The organism is Protofrankia sp. CiP1_Cm_nod2, from assembly GCF_920664355.1.
Lineage (GTDB): Bacteria > Actinomycetota > Actinomycetes > Frankiales > Frankiaceae > Protofrankia.
The window spans coordinates 1-16,292 of sequence record NZ_CAKKTL010000096.1 but is presented as its reverse complement, the minus strand read 5'-3'; the positions used below and the strand labels follow the sequence as shown (position 1 = coordinate 16,292).

Annotated in this window: 16 protein-coding genes and 1 pseudogene; 9 read left to right on the top strand and 8 right to left on the bottom strand. The window is 68.2% G+C overall.

All coding sequences use genetic code 11. The annotated features are described in order from the left end of the window. A partial coding sequence (locus NBW84_RS12625; RefSeq protein ID WP_250284797.1) for a protein kinase domain-containing protein occupies positions 1–361 on the bottom strand: 361 nt, incomplete at its 3' end. 121 nt (positions 362–482) lie between these two features. Between NBW84_RS12625 and NBW84_RS12620 the strand changes: the two genes are divergently transcribed. After that, complete coding sequence (locus NBW84_RS12620) at positions 483–737, top strand: GNAT family N-acetyltransferase (RefSeq protein ID WP_445548702.1); 255 nt, start codon at positions 483–485, stop codon at positions 735–737. 11 nt (positions 738–748) lie between these two features. Here NBW84_RS12620 and NBW84_RS12615 read toward each other — a convergent pair whose 3' ends face one another. Further along, a complete protein-coding gene (locus tag NBW84_RS12615; protein WP_250284804.1) occupies positions 749–1,219 on the bottom strand; it encodes a MarR family winged helix-turn-helix transcriptional regulator in 471 nt (156 codons plus the stop codon). A 112-nt stretch (positions 1,220–1,331) separates the two neighbouring features. On the opposite strand from NBW84_RS12615, the gene NBW84_RS12610 reads away from it, so the two are divergent. The 3 genes from NBW84_RS12610 (at position 1,332) to NBW84_RS12600 (ending at position 3,415) form a co-directional block, all read left to right on the top strand. Beyond that, positions 1,332–2,177, top strand: a complete 846-nt coding sequence (locus NBW84_RS12610; protein ID WP_250284785.1) for an alpha/beta fold hydrolase — start codon at positions 1,332–1,334, stop codon at positions 2,175–2,177. A gap of 10 nt (positions 2,178–2,187) precedes the next feature. Next, on the top strand, positions 2,188–2,994 hold the full coding sequence (locus tag NBW84_RS12605) for an alpha/beta fold hydrolase (protein ID WP_250284783.1): 807 nt from the start codon (positions 2,188–2,190) through the stop codon (positions 2,992–2,994). 67 nt (positions 2,995–3,061) lie between these two features. After that, positions 3,062–3,415, top strand: a complete 354-nt coding sequence (locus NBW84_RS12600) for an aldo/keto reductase (RefSeq protein ID WP_250284802.1) — start codon at positions 3,062–3,064, stop codon at positions 3,413–3,415. Positions 3,416–3,540: 125 nt separating this feature from the next. On the opposite strand, the gene NBW84_RS12595 is transcribed toward NBW84_RS12600, so the two are convergent. Then, positions 3,541–4,779 carry a PP2C family protein-serine/threonine phosphatase gene (locus NBW84_RS12595; RefSeq protein ID WP_445548305.1) on the bottom strand — a complete coding sequence of 413 codons (1,239 nt, stop codon included), beginning with the start codon at positions 4,777–4,779 and terminating at the stop codon, positions 3,541–3,543. A 665-nt stretch (positions 4,780–5,444) separates the two neighbouring features. Here NBW84_RS12595 and NBW84_RS12590 point away from each other — a divergent pair. Continuing rightward, positions 5,445–5,822, top strand: a complete 378-nt coding sequence (locus NBW84_RS12590) for a helix-turn-helix domain-containing protein (RefSeq protein WP_250284780.1) — start codon at positions 5,445–5,447, stop codon at positions 5,820–5,822. After that, positions 5,819–6,667, top strand: coding sequence for an ImmA/IrrE family metallo-endopeptidase (locus NBW84_RS12585; RefSeq protein ID WP_250284778.1), 849 nt, complete (start codon positions 5,819–5,821; stop codon positions 6,665–6,667). Before NBW84_RS12590 ends, NBW84_RS12585 begins: the two co-directional genes overlap by 4 nt. A gap of 103 nt (positions 6,668–6,770) precedes the next feature. Here the strand turns inward: NBW84_RS12585 and NBW84_RS24290 are convergent, their stop codons facing one another. The 4 genes from NBW84_RS24290 to NBW84_RS12570 all read right to left on the bottom strand — a co-directional run bounded on the left by NBW84_RS24290 (position 6,771) and on the right by NBW84_RS12570 (position 11,028). Then, positions 6,771–6,902 carry a hypothetical protein gene (locus NBW84_RS24290; RefSeq protein ID WP_445548303.1) on the bottom strand — a complete coding sequence of 44 codons (132 nt, stop codon included), beginning with the start codon at positions 6,900–6,902 and terminating at the stop codon, positions 6,771–6,773. A 249-nt stretch (positions 6,903–7,151) separates the two neighbouring features. Beyond that, positions 7,152–9,107: a hypothetical protein gene (locus NBW84_RS12580; protein WP_250284776.1), complete on the bottom strand. Its 1,956-nt coding sequence runs from the start codon at positions 9,105–9,107 to the stop codon at positions 7,152–7,154. Further along, entirely contained in the window at positions 9,104–10,282 is a 1,179-nt protein-coding gene (locus NBW84_RS12575) for a 5'-methylthioadenosine/S-adenosylhomocysteine nucleosidase (protein ID WP_250284774.1), read from the bottom strand. Before NBW84_RS12575 ends, NBW84_RS12580 begins: the two co-directional genes overlap by 4 nt. Further along, positions 10,279–11,028, bottom strand: a complete 750-nt coding sequence (locus NBW84_RS12570; protein ID WP_250284772.1) for an NUDIX domain-containing protein — start codon at positions 11,026–11,028, stop codon at positions 10,279–10,281. Before NBW84_RS12570 ends, NBW84_RS12575 begins: the two co-directional genes overlap by 4 nt. A gap of 242 nt (positions 11,029–11,270) precedes the next feature. On the opposite strand from NBW84_RS12570, the pseudogene NBW84_RS24285 reads away from it, so the two are divergent. Beyond that, positions 11,271–11,738 (top strand): annotated as a pseudogene (locus NBW84_RS24285) (Fic family protein); the annotation flags it as partial. Positions 11,739–12,409: 671 nt separating this feature from the next. Here NBW84_RS24285 and NBW84_RS12560 read toward each other — a convergent pair. Beyond that, the gene (locus tag NBW84_RS12560; RefSeq protein WP_445548701.1) at positions 12,410–13,708 is read right to left on the bottom strand and encodes an IS256 family transposase; all 1,299 of its coding nucleotides are present in this window, start codon (positions 13,706–13,708) and stop codon (positions 12,410–12,412) included. 253 nt (positions 13,709–13,961) lie between these two features. Here NBW84_RS12560 and NBW84_RS12555 point away from each other — a divergent pair, with 253 nt between their 5' ends. After that, positions 13,962–14,282 carry a CU044_2847 family protein gene (locus NBW84_RS12555; RefSeq protein WP_250284765.1) on the top strand — a complete coding sequence of 107 codons (321 nt, stop codon included), beginning with the start codon at positions 13,962–13,964 and terminating at the stop codon, positions 14,280–14,282. Then, a partial coding sequence (locus tag NBW84_RS12550; RefSeq protein ID WP_250284763.1) for a trypsin-like peptidase domain-containing protein occupies positions 14,279–16,292 on the top strand: 2,014 nt, incomplete at its 3' end. The genes NBW84_RS12555 and NBW84_RS12550, both read left to right, overlap by 4 nt.

Sequence of the window (16,292 nt, the reverse complement as noted above, 5' to 3'; positions counted from 1 at the left end):
CCAGGGCCGCGGCCACGGCCAGGCCGACGGCGCAGGCGTCCTCGGGTGGCATACCGGCCCGGCGGCGGGTCAGGCTCCCCCCGTCGAGAAGCTCCATGACGATCAGATGTAGGCCGTCGGTCGCGGCGTAGTCATAGACCTGCACCACATGCGGATGGCTCAGCGCGGCGAGCAGCCGCGCCTCGGGGGCGAACCCCGCTTCTGCCCCGTCGCGTCCCGCCGCCAGAATCTTGATGGCCACGGGACGGTCCAGCCCGCGGTGCCGGCCGGCCAGCACCAGCCCGAACGCGCCCTGGCCGAGGGGCCCGCCCAGGTCGTAGCCGGGCAGCGCCGCGGCCACCCGGGCCCTGTCGACAATCATGACGTGGGAGCCGCCCCACGCTGGCGGTAACGTCGACCGTGCACCATCCGCCCCCCGATACTCCGCGTACAAGGCGTGATCCTAGCGGTATCCGACACGGCCGGGTGGCCCGTTCTGCCCCATCCGGGTCGGGCCCGCTCTGTCCTTCGGACGCTACCTGTATATGGATGATCTCTCGACGCTTGGCGAGGCCCGCCGCCAGGGATATGGCCGGCGTCTCCTCGAGTGGCTGTTTGCGGAGGCCCGGCGTCTCGGATGCGGCCAGGTACGGCCGGGCTCCGGCATCGGGCCGGCGCGGACGGACGCCCACCGGCTCTACCTGGACGCGGGTATGGCCATCGCCGCGCACCACTTCACCCACATTCTCACCAGGTAGCCCGGGGCGGTTCAGGCTGGTGAATCGTCTGTGAGTGGAGTCGTGGCTGTGTCGCTGTGGGTTTCGGCGAGGACCTTGGAGACGCGGCTCAGCATCTCGATGAGCTGAGCCTGCTCCGTGGGGGTAAACGTGTCCGCGATGTGTTGCTCGATCGCGCTGGCGACGGCGTCGGCCTGTTCGAGAAGTTGTTGGCCGTCGGGCGTAAGGGTGAGTTCGGTGGCGTTGCGATGCCAGGGGTGCGGCTGGCGGGTGATGAGCTTCTTGGTTTCCAGGTTGGTGAGCACGGTCGCCATCGTCTGGGGCGTGACCAGGCAGGCGCGGGCGAGCGCGGCGGCGGAGATCCCAGGCTGGTCGGCGATGAACATAAGTGCTGAGTACTGGGGGACGGTGAGTCCGTAGGGGCGCAGGGCCGCGGTCTTGGTGGCGATCAGCTCCTGCTCGGTCCGCTTGATGTGCAGGCCGATCCGCTGTTCGGGTGGCATCGACACAGCCAGAGCATACAGTCCCGATCGACAGTGTCTTGGCCATCATCAGAGTTCTGTGTAAGCTCAGGGGACATAACTTGATCTGTGTTCTGGCCTAAGGAGAGCTGCCTTGCCGTCTGTTGGGAGTCGCGGTGCGCTGGACTTCGTCGCGGTTGGCGACGGTCCGGGGGTCGTGCTGGTCCACGGGACCGGCGCCGATGCGACATCGAACTGGGAGCCGCTGATAGATGCCGTGGGCGGCCGTCGCCGGGTTGTGGCGCCGAACCTTCCCGGTGCTGGCGACACGCCGGCGAGCGCTGCGCCGCTCGACGTCGAGGTGCTCGTCGAGCAGCTCTTGGTGGCGGTGGACGCGGGCGGGGTGCAAGGCCAGTTCGACCTGGTCGGGCATTCGCTGGGGGCGGTGCTCGCGGCCGCGGTGGCCGCGGCGGCGCCTGAGCGGGTGCGGTCGCTGTTCTTGCACGCGGGTTGGGTGAGGTCGGGGCCGCGGGAGCGGTTGATGTTCGAGCTGTGGGCGCGTCTGCTGGAAGCTGATACGGCGTTGCTGGCCCGGTCGCTGGTGCTCTCGGCGATGAGCCCCGGGCTGCTGGCCGAGATCGGACAGCGGGAGCTGGGCGAGCTGGTCGCGGGTTTCGAGGGGCTGGTCGATCAGCGGATCGCCGGGCAGATCGAGCTTGACGGCCGGATCGACATCTCCGGCCTGCTCGCGGCGGTCAGGGCGCCGACGTTGGTGCTGGCCAGCGCTGATGACCAGATCGTCCCCTCTCGTCATCAGCGGGCGTTGGCTGGGGCGATCGTCGGTGCCAGCTACCAGGAGGTTCCGGGCGGACACGGGCTGCCGTTCGAGGATCCGGAGCGGTTCGTGTCGATCATCGTCGGCTTCCTCGACGCGCAGCAGGCGACGTGCCAGGCCGACGACCGCCGCTCCAGCGCTCCACGCAAGAGCGCGGCACGGTGAGCGTCCGACGATGGCGACGGTAAAGCTGAGCGACGGCGTTGAGCTGTTCTACGAGGACCGCGGCAACGGCCGGCCGATCGTGTTCCTGCACGGCTGGGGCACGAGCGGCCGTGTGTGGGAGGGACAGGTCGCGACGCTGCACGAGCAGGCTCGCTGCGTGACGCCTGACTGGCGTGGCTGCGGCCGCTCGGACCACCCGGCGCACGGGAACACGGTCGAGACGGTGGCCGGCGACATCCTCCAACTGGTCGATCTGCTCGATCTCCGGGACGTTGTCCTCGTCGGCTCATCCCTGGGTGGGAACATCGCGTTGGAGGCGGCGCTGGGATCCGATGGGCGGATCGCCGCGCTGGCGCTTCTGGACGCGCCGCAGCACTTCTTCGCCGACGGCGTCGACAAGGAGCGGTTCTCGGCCTGGCACGCCTCGATGCGCACCCGCCGCCACGATCTCTTCTACGAGATGGTTGACACCTGGTTCGGCCCGAAGGCCGGCCAGGGTGTCCGCCGCTGGACGTCCGAGCAGCTGTTGCGCTCGGGCTGGTTCATCGACGACCTGCTCGCCGACGCCGCCACGCACGATCGCCGCGACCAGCTCGGCGAGCTGCCTGTTCCCGTCCTGCTCCTGCACGGCCGCCTCGACCGTGAGGTTCCCGTTACGGTCCCGCAGGCCGCGGAGGCGCTACTGCCGAACGCGCGGCTGGTCGTGCTCGAGGACTGCGGGCACATGCCCCACCTCGAGGATCCAGCACGGGTATCCGCAGAACTCGCGCGGTTCCTCGAAGAACTCAGCGCCAAGCCGGAGGCGGCGGGTCGATGAGGACGTCGGTGCCGACACGTGCGCTGGGCGGTCACGGGCTGGTCGCCTCCGCGCAGGGGCTCGGGTGATGGGCATGAGCTTCGCCTACGGCGCCGCCCCCGGCGACTTCCGCCGCAGCCTCCCACGCTTCCAGCAAGACGCCCTCGAGCACAACCTGGGACTCCTGCGTGCCGTCCGCGAAATCGCCACAACCCACGACGCCACCCCCGCGCAGGTAGCGCTCGTATGGCTCCACGCCCAAGGCCCCGACGTGATCCCGATCCCCGGCACACGACGGCGCGAGCGGCTCGAGGAGAACCTTGCCGCACTCGACCTCACCCTCACCGTCCAGGAGATCCGAGAGCTGAGCCAGCTCCAGCCCGAAGGACTGCGCTACCCCGGCATGACGTGGGTCCAACGCGAGACCCCAAGCCCGACATGACCCAGACCACGTCCGCGGTGCACGAGGTCGTATGGGTAGCGGAAACGGATCTGCGGACGGCAGCGGACACACGCGAACGAGCGGAAACCGAGACGACCGGGCGTCCCCTGCCTGCCTCTTCCTGGTTACACATCTGCGCTGGCGAGATGGTCGGCGGTGCCCCCACGCCACTCGACCAGGAAGAGAGTCGCGTCGTCGGTCGTGACCCCGCGCCGTTCTCGCATCAACGCATGGGACAGACCCCGCACCATCTCCCGCACACTTCTGCCCCGGATACTCTCAACAGAGCTGATCAGGCGTTCCTCGCCGAACTGCTCTCCGCCGGTTTCATGCTCCTCGATGAGGCCATCGGTGAAGAACAGTACGCGGTCGCCGCGCCAGAGCGTCTGCTCACTGATCTGCGGTATGTCACCACCGAAGCCGACCGGCAGGGTTCCCGGACTCTCCAGTGCCCGGATGACCTGATGATCGCGGATGAGCAGTGCTGCCGGGTGGCCTGCGTTGACCCACTGCAGGTGGCCTGTTCCGATATCCAGACGCATCATCTGCGCTGTGACGAAGTGGTCGGGCCCGAACTGCTTGTCGATGGCCGCGTCCATGAACATGTAAAGCTCGGCAAGCCCGATATCGGCGCGTCTGGCGTGCCGGTAGGCGCCGATCGCGACCGTCGCCAGCACGGCGGCGTCCAGGCTGTGACCCATCGAGTCGATGACGGCCACGTGCAGGATGTCGTCGTTGAGGGCGTAGTCGAAGCTGTCGCCTGCGATGTTGTAGGCGGGTTCGAGGATGCCGGCTACCGCGACCTGCGGGGTAATCATGGTCAGCGGGGGCAGCAGTGACCATTGGATTTCCGCGGCCACGCTCATCGGTTCGCGGCGCCGGGCCTGGAAGAACTGGTCGGTGTAACTGCTCTTGGTGACCAGTATGTCGGCGACGAGGCCGGCGAGTCGCCGCAGCAACCGCCGGTCGTCATCGTCGACGGTGTCGAGGGTGAGGGCCAGCACCCCCACCTGGTCGCTACCGTCCAGCAGCGGCAGGAACATTCGTATGCCGTCAGCTTGCGGCTGTTCGACGGCCATCGCGCGGAGGAATGCCGTACCGGCCGGGGAGGCGTCGATCGGCTCGGGCTCCCCGACCGTGAGGCTCCGGCCCGGCAGCGGCGTCAGCATCAGCTGCTCATAGTCCTGCAGAAGGATCGAGATGTCCCGGCCACCGATCCTGTTCACCTCCTCCGCGACCAGTGGGGCGATCAGCTGCGGCGGCATCTCGTGAGCACGGTCCAGCAGCACACCCAGCAGCCGCTCGCCGAACCCCTCCGATAGATCCACCATGGCCTTGCGGTAGTCCTGTTCGCCTGCCACCACGGCCACCCCCTCCCTCCCCCTCGCTCTGGCCCCTCATAGCTGTGCGAGCCTCCCTGGGCCGCGTCAGCCGGTCACGTCGACACCCTGCTTCACCCCTGATCGAGGGGGAGGAGGACAGCGAAAGCCCTGGTTCGTGGCGGTGGAGACGAGGGGACTCGTACCCCTAACCTGTCGGCGCAGCTACGAACATGACGAAGGATCTACGCGGAACGAGCCGCCCGATCCCACGTACCCGCCGCGGACGGCCCGGCCGTGTCCATCGAACCCCTTCACGCGAAGATTCGCCGGGCCGGCCACAGCGGCAACACGAATGCCACAAGAACCAGGTAGCCCCGGGGGCGTGTGTGCGGACGCCGGAGCGGTTCAGCCTGCACGTGGCCCAGGGTGGGCGTGCCAGGTGCCGGGGCGGTGGAGTGACTCGCCGTGCGGTTCCCGCCGTGTGGTCGTCCGTGCCACGCCTGAGCCCGGCCGGCGATCTCGCGGCCGGCCCGAAGGTTCGGCGTCCGCGGTCCGCGGTGGTGCTTTGGTCGCGTGATCAGGGCCGTTGAAGGTCCACCAGCCCCGGCGATGCATCTTCGATGCCCGCCGGGGCGGAGAAGCCGAAGCGGATTCGGTGACCTGCAAAGCGTGCGGTTGAACGGGCCGGAACCAGCCGTGAATCGGGTATGCTTGATCTGATTCAAGGGGGTGGTGGTATGGACTCAATCGGTGTGGGTGAACGGATCAGGCACGCCATGAGTGCTGCCCAGCTGACCCAACGGGCCTTGGCTCAGGTCACGGGTATCTCGCAGCCGACGCTGTCCCGGATCGTCGCTGGTGATCGGGTAGCCAAGATGACGGAGATCATCGCGATCGCGGGCGCAACCGGTCATTCCGTGGCGGAGCTTACTGGTGTCGGATCGGTGGCCGACCGTGCCCAGTACGCGGCCCGCGCCACGAACGATGCCGAGATGGCCGCGATGCGCCGGGAGCTGTTGCACTACCTGGATCTGGACGCCTATCTGGATGACCAGGGCATCCCGCCGCTTCCGGTGGTGGCATGAACGCCGAGTCGGACGGGAGGGACGCGGCAGCGCAGTTCCGCCGCGACCATCGCCTGGGGACACAGGCCCTGGGCGATCTTGTGTCACTCGTCGAGCAGACCACCGGGATCGACGTGGCCGTACTCGACGCAGGCCCGGACGAGCACGGGCTCACAGTGCGCGATCCAGTCCGGAACTCGGTGTTCATTGGCGTGGCGCGGACCGACCGGCCCATGCGACAGCGCAGCTCCCTCGCCCACGAACTGGCGCATGTCCTGTTCGAGGACTGGTCGGAGGCACCGGAAGAAACGTGGAGCGAGCGTCGACCGGCGGAGGTACGGGCGGATGCCTTCGCCCGGCACCTGCTCATACCGGCGGAGGGGCTGCGCGGGTTCCTTGGCGACCGCGGTCCTGAGGGTATGGACCTCGCGCTGCTTTCGCAGGTGACGCAACGGTTCCTGGTATCCCCGCCGATCGCCGCGATCGCCCTGGAGCAGGCTGGATACATCACGGAAGCCGTGAAAGTGGAGTGGCGAGCTGTCGCCACGCCGTGGCTGGCGGCCCGGTTCGGCTGGATCGACCAGTACCGTGCCCTGCAGGCCGGGTCCGATCAGCGGCGGGCTCCGCAGCGGCTCCTCGCCCGTGCGATCAACGGCTATCTGGAACACGTTGTCTCCGCGCAGGCTCTGGCCACGCTCCGCGGCATCGAGATCGCGACTGTGGAGACGGAGCTACGCGAGGCAGGCATCGAAGCAGGGGAGCCGCCCCGGGCGTGGACTGACGGCGCCGACCTGCCGGACGTCGACATCGATCTGAGCGGTCTCGACGATGCGGCTGGCGAGTCTTCCCCGGCCCCCACACGGTGACCGTACGGCCGGTCATCGACGCCGGGCCCGCTCTCAGCTTCCTCGCCGTCAACAAGGAAAGGCTGCTCATCAGTGTTCTCGGCGGGGCCGGTGTCGACGACGATCACGCGCTGCGGCGATCCTCGTCGCCCCACGCCTCGCGCATGATTCCCTTGACGTGCTCGCCCAGATCCGGCTCGCCATCGAAGACGGCCGTCGTACGGAACTGACGACGGGGGCGCTCGCCGCGTTCCACCGCCGCCCACTGCCGCAGCAGCCCACGGCTTCGGATAGCCGGTCCTCCGGCAGCGCGTCAAGCAGCTGGTGTGCTTCGTCGCGCATGCTCATGCAGTCAGTGCAGGAGCCCTGCCGGCCTTCGGCCCGGCCACAGACGTAGTTTCCATGCCGGAAAGCCCGACGTCTCGTTACGACCCGGCGGCCCCAGGCATCCACAGACCCCGGCAGCGCCCATCCATCACAGTCGTTTCTCGTCGGCGAGGTTATGTCACCAACCGGACGCCGTCCGCCGGAACCATTTCCTGCCCTCGGCGGCGATTCCTTCGAGGACGTGAATGGTGTGCTGCAGTCCGCCGGCGTCCTGGGTGAGGCTGGCCACCAGCCCAACCGTCTCGCCCGTCGTGATCTCCTCCGGTGAGGTGTCTGCCATCTGCATCCGGAGCACCTGGCCGTTCACCAGGACGATTTCGAGTTTCTGCACATTTTCGGCGTCACGGTCGACGCGAATCAAGGCGACCGAGTCGAAGTGGTAGTTCAGCCGTCCATTTTCGGTGAAACGTCCCGTGGTGAAATCTAGGGTCGACACGAAATTTCGAACCCCGCCGGCGGTGAGGAGAAAGACCGAGATCTGGTATTTGTTGTAACGCCACGGGCCTCGGTGGACTCGCCCTCGTTTACTTGATGCGGCCTGTGTCTCGACGAAGGCGTGGGCGATGACGCTGCTCGCTTTCAGTCGGTAATGGTGCAGCGCCCGGTCGAGGAGTATTCTGCGGTCGCAGTCGAGCCACCGTGCCATCTCCTGATCGTCCGGCCGGTCTGCTAGGTAGGCCTTCCACCGCTCGAATCCTGCCTGTCGTGCCGCCTTGACCTTTTCGTGCTGATCCTGTTCGGCGGCGAATCGCCGCTTCTCGCATTCTTTCTCCAGTCGGGCGATAACATGGATGTAGCTCGCCACAGTGACGACGAATGTTGTTTCCAGGGCCAAGAGTACCTCGATTCCGGCCGTAGCCACCAGTGCCCACAGACCTCCGCCCGCGAGTACGGTGACCCCGACCAGCCCGTACGCACCGAGTTCTGGCACGGCACGCTGCGCTCTGCTCCAAGAGAGGTGGGTCCCGTCCCTCCGCATCTTCTGAATCTGCCATGCTTCGTGCCGCAGCAGCCAGGCGACCCGATTGGCGCCGATCCAACGCTCCCAGTAGATGCCGATGATCTCGTTGGCGATGCTGCGCCGCGCCCTGGCCGTCCACTGCAGCCACTCGGCGGGGGTGACACCACTCGGTGGGTATCTGGCCACGTAGTACTCGAGATCGCGATTGATGCTTTTCGCGAATGTTCCGGAGGACTGCAGTGCATCGGCTTCGTCTTCGATGTACTCGATCTTCCAGGACACCCCGTGCCGGACGGCGATAATGCCGATGGCGAGAATCAGCATGCACCCAAGCATCGTCCACGTCCGTCCGGCTGTCGTCAGGCGCACGGCGACGTTTATGGCCCAGGCGGCGAGAACCACCACCGAAACCGTGGCGCGCAGCCGAGTCTCCCTGGAGATGTCGACGGGGCGTGGAGGGCGCGTCCGTGGTTCGGCTGGGTTCGGGTGAAAAAACTTCTTGACCCGGTCAAGACGTGCGTTGGCCATCTGCTCGTCGTTGGCTTGGGCGATGGCGCGGTTCCACACTTCATCCTCGAGTGGACCATCGAGGAACTGTTCCATGTGGCGGAGGATCATGCCCTTCTGCTGGTCGGGCAGAGTATCGAGCTCCTTGAGTGCCACCGTGATGTCGGTGTTCCTGCCTTTGGCTGCGTCCATCAGCAGGAGCACCACACGCAGGCCCTGTGCCCAGGGGTCATCGCCCTGCTCGGGTTGGTCTTCCTGTAAGTCGCGTAGCTGCCTGGACTCGTCGGCTGACAGTTCGTCCCTCGACCGTCCGCTGACCAGTGCCAGCAGCCAGTGGAAGCGCACTCGGTCAGACTTCGCGGAGCTGACCACGAACTCGCGCATGAGCTGGCGTGCCTGGTCGGCCATGCGCCCGTCCAGGTGGCGGACACCGGCCTCGAACTTCTCCGCCGGACTCGCATTGGGGGCGACCGTGTACTGGTGGACGCCGCCGTGGACGACGCCGGCCTGGACTCCGACCTGAGAGGAACCGTCGGCGATGTTGGAGGACGAAACCGGGCTGGGCTGGGCGCCTGACCCGGAGGAGAAACCCCAGTCGTCGGTCACGACAATCCCTGCGCTATGGTGATGGCCACACCGATTTTCGTGGCGAGGTCGGCCACGTCACCGATCAGCCCACGGACCTTCTTGAGGGCGACCAGCAGCGCTCGGCGGGTCGCTGGTGAATCCGTCTGGAGTGCCTCGTCAGCTGCGGCGAGCTCGGCTTCGGCGACCGCGTAGGTGTCCTCGTCCACGGTTCCGGCGCTGCGTGCGTTCTGCAGGTCGTTGCGGAAGCCGACAAGCGCCGCCGACAGGTCCGCCGGGACTTGCTCACCGGTCGCGCCGATGGTCACGCCCCCGTGCAGGGCTCCGGCCTGCACACCAACTCGGGCGTTCCCCGACGCGGTGTTGCGGATGTTCTGGTTCGGTACCTGCATGGTGGATCTCCTCCCGATCCTCGTTTCCGCGGTATCGGTCTTTCCGATGTCCACGGCCAGTTCCTCGGCGAGTGCCACGGCGAACGAGGCCGCGTTCGCCACGGCTCGCTGCTGCCACAGGTGGCGGTCGGTCGACTCCTTGGTGCCGTCGGCGTGGTCGCTGACGCCACGGATCACGATCACGGGCAGGGAGCTGTTCAGCAGCCCGGCCTGGCTGGCTCCCGCGCCTTCCATCTCGATGGCGAGTGCGTCGTTGTAGTGGTCGTGAAGCCAACGGGCCAGGGCCGACACGGTGGAGTTCAACACCACCTCGCCCGCCGCGATCGGCCCGAAGTGCACCTGTGGGAGGGAGTCCGCTTTGACTGGCGGCCGGGCCCAGCTTCTCGTCCGAGACAGGTGGCGTGCGATCTGTTCGGCGCGGTGCGAGAGCGGCCACGTGCGGGGTCGCCCCCAGAGCCCTTCGTCCTCGCTGGTGGCGCCGTGGAAGGCGTAGACGTGAGTGCCCACGACGACGTCACCGAGTGCGATATGGCGATGAAGGCCGCCGGCGACGCCGACGAAGAGCAAAGCCGCCGGTGCAAACTCGGCGATGGCGCGTTCGGCGAGCACCGCTGCCGACTGATTGCCTACACCGACGTGTGCCAGCGCCACCCGGCATTGGCCGCCGGCCAATCGGCCGACCTCGAAACGGGTTCCCTGCGGATGGCGGTGCAGCCGCGCGTCTACCAGATGTTCATGAACTGCCTGGTACTCCAGGTCGAGAGCCGTCAGGACGACGATCGGCCGGGTGTTCGCCACGCTCATCCCTCCTCTTCCGGGTGCGTGTCGGCGGCATCTGCCGCAGGGGCGACGGGCCGGGTGATCGGTGGTGAGAGGACGGAGCTGAGGCCTGCTCGGAACAGGCGGGCGGGCCGCCCGACAGTGATCCGTTGCTCCCTGCCCACCGGAACGATGAACCCGCTGGCTTTCTGGACCTTTCGGTAGAAATTCCTGGGGTCGAGTGGCGTCCCCCAGACCGCCTCGTACACCTCCTGGAGATCACCGATGGTGAAGGCGGGACCGCAGAAGGCGGTGGCAAGTGCTGAGTTCTCGAGCTTGACCCGGGCGCGTTCGACGCCGTCCGTGATGATTCGACGATGGTCGAAAGCGAGAACCAACTCGCCTGAGAGGACTCGGTTCGTCGGCTGCCAGCTCGCATCCGCGGCGTCCGATCCTGCGACCGGTTCCGGCAACCGCGGCGTGACGGCAAGGTAGGCCACCGAGACAACCCGCCCCCGCGGGTCACGGCCGGGCTCGCCGTAGACGCCGAGCTGTTCCAGATACAGGCTCCCGGCCTCGATGCCGGCCTCCTCGGCGAGCTCCCGCCGCGCCGCCGTCCCGAGGTCCTCCTCGACGTGGGCCAGGAAGCCACCCGGGAGCGCGAACGCACCTTGGTACGGCTCGATCGCACGTTCGATCAATAGCACCTGCAGGCTCGTTCCCCGCAGTGTGAGGATCACGAGGTCGACGGCGAGCGGAACTTCTGGAGGCTCCCACGGATCATGAATCACGCTGCAAGACTAAATTTTTGTGTCGACGACAGGAATAACTGTCGGCAAGTGGACAGTCAGGGATGGCCCACCGGGTCGATGCGGTCCGGGCGTCTCGAACGACGGAGGTGCCTAGGGGCGCCGGGGCGCCATGGGTGACACGGCGTACGGGCCCCGCGGTGTGGTCGCCCGTGCCACTCCCGAGCCCGGCTGGCGATCTCGCGGCTGGCCCGAGCGTTCGGCGTCCGCGGTCCACGGCCGGCGCGTTCGAGGTGGGGCTCGGCCGTCCCGGCAACGCCTGGGAGTACTACCGCGAACTCGCCGACCAGGGCCCGACATACCTTCCCGACCAGGACATCTCCGGCTGGATCCGGTTCAACCTGACCCGTCTATCACTAGTAGGCCCAGACCGTGGGCCTGCTCGACCGCTCCGGGCGGGTCTGGCGCGCGCTCTCAGAATTCGCCGAGACCTCCGGTCTGGACGAGCGGGTGGTCACGGCCTTGCACGATGTGGCCATGGCCGGGCGCGTCCGCCGCTCACGCTACGAGCATGCTGAGAGCCTGAGCCTGCAGCAGACGCAGCGCAACCTGCGTGATCTCACCACCGCACAGGTCCTGGAACCGGTCGGCCGAACCCGCGCCCGCTACTACACGGCCGGCCCCGCTTCCCACCGCCGGTGCTCGACGTCGCACGCACGCCCATGACCTCGAGGAACCCGTACACCAGCTGACAAGCAACCCGCCGGCCCGCCGAGGCCCGATCGGTGGTCACGGCCGCGTCAGCGCTTGAAGCTTCCTCGGCTGTCGCCGTCTTCGCCGTCGAAGGCGCGTCCAGAGCTGCTGGCGCGGCGGGGAAGATCTGTCCGCGCAATACGCGGATATCGGTGCGCCCGGCAGGGATCGAACCTGCGACCTGGTGCTTAGAAGGCACGGATTGCACCAAGTGACACAGGTCTCGGCCAAGCTCAGACCGTACGTCGGCGTCCACTGCCGTTCGCCGACGTATGGGGACGTTGCTACAGCGGTTGCTACACCTCGGTGCTGCCGGCCGCGACCCCTGCCTTGCAAAGTCGGTATCAGTCGTCCATCGACGTCCGTGCTCGTCCGCCCAGTCGGCCGGACATGGGAGCCGGTTCCGTCGTCGACAGCGGTTGTCCGTGGACGTCCGCCGGCTGGGCTACACAGTTGGCTACACGGGCCGGCATGCATCACGATCTTGGGAAACCTGTGTGATTACCGCCGTTGACCGGGGCCGGAACGCTCCTACCCGGGGTCAACGGCGGTCCGGTCTCTTCCGTTACCGACCACCGGTGGGGGCTGTCAAGTTAGCGGTGTAACGGGTGATGTTGGGGCTACTGGGGGACCACTGCAGTCCAGTTACCAAGAGTGACCGCGGGTAGGGCTATCTGCGGCCGGCGGAGAGGCGTCCGTCGAAGGCGAGGTCGAAGGCGTTCAGGGGCGCCTTCCAGTGGATCATCCATTTCTGTCGGCCGCGTCCGGTGGGGTCGAGGCTGGTCACGGTGAGGTAGAGGTGTTTGAGGGCGGCCTGCTCGTTGGGGAAGTGGCCGCGGGCCTTCACGGAGCGGCGGAACCGGGAGTTGAGGCTCTCGATCGCGTTGGTCGAGCAGATGACGGTCCTGATCTCGGCGTCGAAGCGCAGGAAGGGCACGAACTCGGCCCAGGCGTTCTCCCAGAGCCGGATGATCGCCGGGTACTTCTTCTCCCAGCTGGCGGCGAACTCGGCGAACCGGTCGAGCGCGGCCGCCTCGGTCGGGGCGGTGTAGACGGGCTTGAGGTCCTTGGCGAGGGCGGTCCAGTCCTTCTTGCTCGCATACCGGAACGAATTTCTCAAAAGGTGCACGATGCAGGTCTGCACGACGGTCGCCGGCCAGACCTGGGCGACGGCGTCGGGCAGGCCGGTCAGCCCGTCGCAGACGAGGATCAGCACGTCGGCCACCCCGCGGTTCTTCAGGTCGGTCAGGACGAGTTGCCAGTGTTTGGCGCCCTCGCCGCCGGTCCCGGCCCACAGGCCGAGGATGTCGCGTTCGCCGTCGGCGGTGACCCCGATCGCGGCGTAGACCGGCCGGTTCGCGACCTGCCCGTCGCGGATCTTCACGACGATCGCGTCGATGAACACGACCGCGTAGACGGCGTCGAGCGGGCGGGCGCGCCAGGCCTCCATCCCCTCGATGACCTTATCGGTGATCGTGGAGATGGTCTGCCGGGAGACCTCGGTGCCGTAGACCTCGGCGAGGTGCGCCTGGACCTCGCCGGTCGTCAGCCCCTTGGCCACCAGCGAGATCACGAGGTCCTCGACCCCGTCGAGCCGGCGCTGGCGCTTCGCGACGATCGCCGGGGTGAAGCTGCCGTCCCGGTCACGCGGAACGTCGATCGACACCGGCCCGATCTCGGTGACGACCGTCTTCGTCCGGCTGCCGTTGCGGGAGTTCCCACCGTCACGCCCGGCCGGGTCGTGCGCCTCGTAGCCGAGATACGCGGTCAGCTCGGCCTCGAGCGCGGTCTCCAGGACCAGCTTCGTCAGCTTCCCGAGCATCCCACCCGGCCCGGTCAGCGACACCCCCTCGGCCCTCGCCTGCTCGACCAAGCGCCGCGCGAGCTCCTCGTCGAGCACCGGCGCCACCCCGCCGGCGGCGTCGGCGGGTTTGTCCGCGATCGTCTCCGTCGCCGGATCGGTCGTCATGCTGCCCATCTGGTGCCTCCTCTACCTGCGCGTATACACAGAATGTCACAAGGGAGTTACACCGTTGGTTTTACAGTCCCCACCGGTGCTACTGGCGCGCGAGTGGCACCGGTCGCCGGTCGGTGCCGGCGTGCCGCGCTTCCTGGGGGGTGGGGTGTTCTGGCCTGGTGGGGTGGGTGATGTCGGGTTGACGGGAAAGTGGTTGAATCGCTGGCGGTAATGGTCCTGGTGTGGTCCGCGGTCGGGGGGCGGGATGGCTCAGCAGGTGCTGGTGCGTGCGGGGGACGCCGAGTTTTTCGTCGAGGTCTCCGAGGGGGGCGGTCCTCGTACGGTGTCGGCGGACGGGGTGTTCTCCTTCGACGGGGTACGGCGGGCGCTGGAGGAGATCGGTTCGCAGGTGGCGCGGGCGTGGGAGCAGGTGCGGCCGGATGAGGCGAGTGTCGAGTTCGGGCTGAGTGTGAGCGCGAAGAGCGGCAAGTTGACCGCGGTGTTGGTGGAAGGCGGCGCGGACGCCAGTTTGACGGTCACGATGACGTGGACGCGACCCCCGGCGGCGGCCCCAGAAGCGACATGATCGGCCGTGTGGACACCCGCCAGTTGCGGCGGCATGTGGTGCGGGTGGACAGCGTCGGCGGCGCGGTGTTGGGGACGGGGTTTTTCGTCGTGCCCGGGGTGGTGGTGACCTGCGCGCATGTCGTGCGGGACGCGGTGGATGTGATGGTGGTGCCGGCGGACCGGTCGGTGCACGGTGCGGGGATCGCGGCGACCGTGACCGCACGGTCGGCTGCGCCGGTGGACGGCGGGGCGCTGTGGCCGTTTCCGGATCTCGCCGTGATCGTGCTCGGTGGGAGCATCGACCATCCGTGTGTGCTGCTCGGCGATCAGGAGCCGGTCGGCGGTGGGGTGGAATGCCAGGCGTGGGGATATCCCCGGCGGGAGTATGGCCAGGTTCCGCCGGGGTCGCCGGCGTCGTTCGGTTTCGAAGGGGTGGAAGGCGACGGGTTTTTCACGTTGAAGGCCGGGCAGGCGGTGCCGGGGCTGAGCGGGGCGCCGCTGGTGTGTCCGGGGCGGCGGGCGGTGGTCGGGGTGGTGACCGCGACCCGGGATGAGACAAGTGCGCTGGGTGGCTATGCGGCGCCGGTGGCCGCCCTGTGGGATGACACGATCGGCGACGGTGTCCCGGACGGGCTGCGCGTCGCGGGTGAGCGGATCCGGCGGCATAACCGGCCGGCGGTGCGGGCGGCCCGGGCCGGCTGGCATCGGGTGCTGCCGATCGACGATGCCGAGCATGCGGTGGACCGGCCGTGGGCGACGTTCACCCGGCAGGCCCGGTCCAGCCCGGCGGATCTGCTGCGGCCGGAGTTCGGCGTGGTGCCGTACCTGTTCCGGGATACGGAGGTGGCGCAGGCCGCCGGCTGGTGTGAGGCGGCGGACGGGGCGGCGGTGGCGGTCAGCCGGGTCGCCGGGGCGGGTGGGACGGGTAAGACCCGGTTCGCGATCGAGGTGTGCCGGCGGATGGCGGCGGCGGGTTGGCTGGCCGGCTGGTGGCGCCGTGACGGGGCCGTGCTGCGGGTGCCGGTGCCGCGGCTGCTCGTGGTGGACTACGTCGAGGCCGAAGAGGCTGAGGATCTCCGCTCGATGTTGGACGGGTTCCGCCGGCACGCCACGGACGTGGCGCCGGTGCGGGTGCTGCTGCTGACCCGTACCGGTACCGGTCGGACCGCGGATCCCCTTGATGCGCTGCGGGAAGAGGCACCGGCGGTACTGCAGGCGATTGTGGATGGCAGTACCGATCGTGACGCCGCGACTGCCCGGCTCACCGTCGAGCAGCGACGCAGGCTGTTCACCGAAGCGGTGGACCGGTTCAGCCGGGCGTGGCTGGCTGCCGCACCGGAGCCGTTGCCGGCGCCGCCGGCGGTGCTGGCCGGTGACCGGTACGCCACGCCGCTGGAGGTGCTGTTCGAGGCATTCGACCGGACGTTGAGCGGTGAGGGCTGGCAGCCTGATGGCCGTCCCCCGGTTGACCGGGTCCTGACCCACGAGGCCAGGTATTGGAAGGCCACTGTTCCCGGCGGCCCTGCCTGCTACACCGACCTGCACGCCTGGTGCGTGGCGTTGGCGACGCTGGCGGGGGCGGGTAACGACAGCGAAGCCGACGTGCTACTCGCGGCGCTCCCCGCACTCCGCGACGATCCGGCGGCCCGCCGGGAGATAGCCGGCTGGCTGGCGGGCCTGTATGACGGGCCGTTGCTGTGTAATCCGCTGCGTCCCGACCGGTTGGGGGAGGCTCTCGTCGGTCGTCTGCTGCGTGACGTCGACGGCGGGGGCCGGCGTCTGCTCGCGGTGCTGGTCGCGTTGCCGTCTGATGATCAGGTTGCCCGTTGTCTGGACGGGCTGGCCCGGCTTTCGGCCGGTGACCCGATCGCGGCCGAGTTCACCGAAACGACGCTTGCCGACAGTCACATCGATCTGGTTGTCCGGGCGGAACGGCAGGCATCCGGCACGTCGGATCGTCCCGGCCGGACGTCGCTGCTCGCGGGCCTGTTGCGGCTGTTCGCCGGTGGCCGGGCTGCTGCCGTCGCGC